Origin of the sequence: Ruminococcus sp. (assembly GCF_017650195.1) — a bacterium.
Classification (GTDB): Bacteria; Bacillota; Clostridia; order Oscillospirales; family Ruminococcaceae; genus Ruminococcus.
Window position 1 is genome coordinate 1 of the sequence record NZ_JAGCFH010000319.1, and the last position, 4,138, is coordinate 4,138.

Annotated in this window: 1 protein-coding gene; it reads right to left on the bottom strand. The window is 43.9% G+C overall.

Annotation, left to right across the window (positions count from 1 at the left end; translation table 11 throughout):
• On the bottom strand, positions 1-3,881 hold a 3,881-nt coding region (locus tag J6U00_RS14175; RefSeq protein WP_296582900.1), incomplete at its 3' end, for a fibronectin type III domain-containing protein.
• Positions 3,882-4,138: the final 257 nt, after the last annotated feature.

Genomic DNA, 4,138 nt, shown 5'->3' on the forward strand with positions numbered 1-4,138 from the left:
GCTGTAACGATATCCTCTTCTGTAACTGTGAAATAGAATCTGTTTCCTGTTCCTGCGAGAATAGTGCACTCCTTCTCTGCAGGAAGATATCCGTCACCGAATACACCAAGGGTATGAATACCGGCAACCGTTGTGAATGTGACCTTACCGTTTGAGTCTGTGCTGAGCTTCTTCTGGAGATCCTGACCGAGATCAACATAAACATTGATTCCGGCAGCAGGCTTTCCTTCTGTAGTCTTTACAAATACTGTGGATTCTCCGAGGAGAACGCGCTCAGTTACCTCGATGACCTGTGTGCATGTAGAAACAAGGCCCTGTTCATTTGTAACTGTAAGAGTAACAGTGTATTTTTTGACTTCATTGTATTTATGAATGAATGTTGCTGTGGATGCTGAAGTTTCGCTGGCGCGTGTACCATCACCAAAGTCAATTACAATAGATGAGATTCCATAATAGTCGCGGCATCCTGTTGCGTCAAAGATATACTCAACACCCTTCTGCTGCACGTTCTCAACAACGAGAGAAGCCTCAGGAGCAGTATATATCTGCATAGGTGTTGTTTCCTTCTCGGTCATGATACCGTTTGAACAGTATGCCTCGACCTTGTATGTGAGTGTTCCGGCAGAATTAGTGCTGTAATCAGTGAATAAATATTCACCCTTCTTCTCAGCATCTACTTCCATGGAACCGATACGCTGCCATGATGAAGTATTTGATTTCTTGTAAATGTAGTAGCCTGTAGAGAGCTTGTTCTCAACAGGCTTCCATGTAAGTGCAATGTGGTCAGTAAGCTGCTCTGCCTTTATTTCCTTTATATCTGTAAAGGAATTGTCAATATTATATTTTACTGTCTTTGTGTCAGCCTTGAGACCGGCACCGTCAACAGCGTTAACTCTTACCTCAATTGTCTTTGCAGTCTTGAGAACTGTTTCCGGAAGTGTGCCTTCAAGAACAGTATAGTAGTCATTTATTTCTTTTGCCTCAGCAAGTGCCTTGAAAGCGTCATCATCGCCGAGACGGTATTCAATAGTTACTGAAGCAAGCTTTACATTATCGCTTACAAGCGCTGAAACCTTGTTGTAAGCAGTGCTGAGGACCTCAGTCTCAGCAGGAGAAATGCTTTCAACAACAGGCTTTTCCTTGTCTTCCTTGAGTACAGCGCTTACAGCCTTGCTCATAGCGCTCTCATTGCCAGCAGCGTCTATTGCTGTGAGCTTGTAGAAGTATGTCTTGCCTGTCTCAGCAGATCTGTCGAAATAGTTCAGAGAACTGCTTGCTGTAAGGATAGCTGTGTATTCACCATCCTCCTTGTCACTTCTGTAGAGTGAGAATGAAGCAGATTCTGCCTTGTCTTCGTAAGGCTCCCATGTAAGCTCGATAGCATTTGAATCTGAGGAAGCCTTGAGACTTGTCGGAGCAGCCGGAGCTGTACGCTTTACAATGTATTCATATACAGCTGAAAGCTCACCCTTATTATTTGAAGTGTCAACTGCGAAAGCACGCAGATAGAGCTTGCCTTCCGCATATGCTGTAAGATCAAGAGCATATTCAGCCCTGAAATATGAACCGCCGGTTTCGTTCTTGATCACAGCGACATCGTTCCACTTAGCATCCTTGTCATTTGACTGTGAAGCCTGGAGTGAAACGGATGCAACACTGAAATCATCCTGTGCAGTAATAATAAGAGGGATAGACTTGTTGAAATAATTCGGAGCAGGGTTGAATGCAGCTATGATAGGTGCAACCTTATCAGCTGTTGTCTTGAATGTGAATGGCTCGGAATATGTGCCAACATTGCTGTAAACGTCAACAGCTGCGACCTCCATGGTGTATGATGTCTCAGGAGTAAGGCCCATGAGGTTTACGCCAAGGGTTGTGGAGGTATTGGTTGTGTTTACTTTTTCAGGAGTTTCTGTAGGATAGTACTTTACTGTAAAGTAGCTGAAATCCTTGTCAGGAACGTCATCCCACGCGATAGTTGCTGTAACGTCAGTAACTGCAGCTGAACGAACATTTACTACCTGTGCGGGTCCCTGGTTATCAACTGCGTAGATATGAACAAGTTCCTTGCTTTCATTTCCCGCATAGTCATATGCAGCAGCGCGGAGCTTGATATTAGCTTCCTTGTATGTGGAAGTATCAAAGCTGTAGCTTACAGAAGAGCCTTTGCCCTCAAAGAGCTTGCTCCATGTCTTTCCGTCATCCTCGGAAATAAATCCGGCAACAGAAGAAACGCCTACATTATCCTCTGCCTTTACGGAGATAGTGACAAAATGACTGAGGACCTTCCCGCTCTCAGGAAGGAAGAGAGTTACTTCCGGAATAGTCTCGTCACCCTTTGCGGCAGCGGACTTCTCATCGGAATAGATACCTTCCTGACCGTACTTATCTACAGCGCACATCATGTAGAAGTAGATGTCGCCTTCAGTAAGGTCCTTATCGACATACTCGAGAGTTTCTCTCTTGTCTATGTACTTGAGAAGCTTATATGTTCCTTTCTCGGTTCTGCGGTAAAGATTATATCCTACGACCTTTGCCTCAGCCGCAATACCCCAGGTGAGCTTCATTTCCTTCTCGCCTTCGAATACATCGAAACCGAAAACCTGTTCAGGAGGTGTTGTATCAACAGTTACTTTTAATGACTTCTCAGCTGAGCCGCCATCCTTGTCAGTAACCTTGAATGTGAGTGTATAGTCACCGCTTGGAATTTCCTTGATGATCCAGCGGATATCAGCAGCTGAAACAGCTGTGTTCTCACCGCTGAAAATAACCTGTTCCTTCCCCTGCTTGTCCAGATATGACAGAGAATATGAAGCAGCGTCGATCGTCTTTTCCATTGTAGCTCTTATATCAGCACTCTTTCCGCCGATGATCTCAGCATTGTCAGTAAAAGCGAGCGCACTTATATCAGGAGCCTGAGGTGATACTGTAATAGCCTTTGACTTGGCTGACAGATAACCATCAGCGCCATAAGCCTGAACTTCATACTGGTATTTCTTACCTGTTTCAAGCTTTTCATCATAATACTGGCATTCCTTTACACGTGTAAGCTCCTTGCCGTCACGGTAAACAATGTAGCCTTCAAGCTCACCGCTGCAGTACGGCATGCTCCATGTAAGGAATAGAGACTTGCTGTTTGTATATGAAGGAGCGAGATAAAGCGGTCTTTCAGTAACATCAGCAGCGATAAGACCTACCTTTGTATTCGCTTTGAGGGACTGGAAGCTGTTGTTATATACTGCGCATGAATTGACCTTTACATCATAATCACCGTATGCAGTATCAGGAACATCAAATTTAAGTGTAGCAACAGTTCCACGGTATACATCAGCATTTTCTGTAAGACCGAAGAGTTTCAGCTTATTTCCTTCAGTAACAGACTGATATTTTCCTGTACAGTCTACCTCAGCAAGTTTAAGACTGCTGTCAAAATCAAGGTAGAGCTCCACAGCACCAAGGTCCTGATCCCAGTCAACGATATTTACATCGATAGATACCTGCTCACCGGGAACACATTCAGCGCTTCCTACCTCGATCTGGACCGTTTCAGGAAGTTCTTCTGTTGCAGGCTTGACCGGAGCCAAACCTCCCGCAAGCTGGCTAACAGCAAGAAGATCTCTGGCGTTAACCGCTCCGTCCTTGTAAATATCGTATTTTGAGTCCTTTGCTGATGCCGCAACTGTTTTGCTTATATAGTCAGTTATAGCTTCAACATCCGCTTTGTCGGTCTTGCCGTCGCCATTAAGATCGCCGCCGGTGATCTTAGCAGCTGCTTCGCTTATCTCTTCAGCAGCAGCGGAATATCCCGCATAAAACTGACCAGAAGAAACAACAGAAGCGACAGCCAACAGGGCTGACAGCCCTCTTTTGAATCTGCTCATACATACCTCCATTTGATAGAATAGCCCCAACCACATTATCGTGTTTCAGACTTATCAAAAATTGCTCTGCAACTAACCTATTATATTGCAGAATACACATATATTATATCAAATTATTGGTTAAAACGTCAATAAGAAGAATACACAATGTTGTATTACGTATCGTTTATTATTTGGAAGAATATACAATACATATTTTCAGTGACAAATATCAGGCACGAATTATTCGAACAGTATCACTTGATATTTCTTAAAAA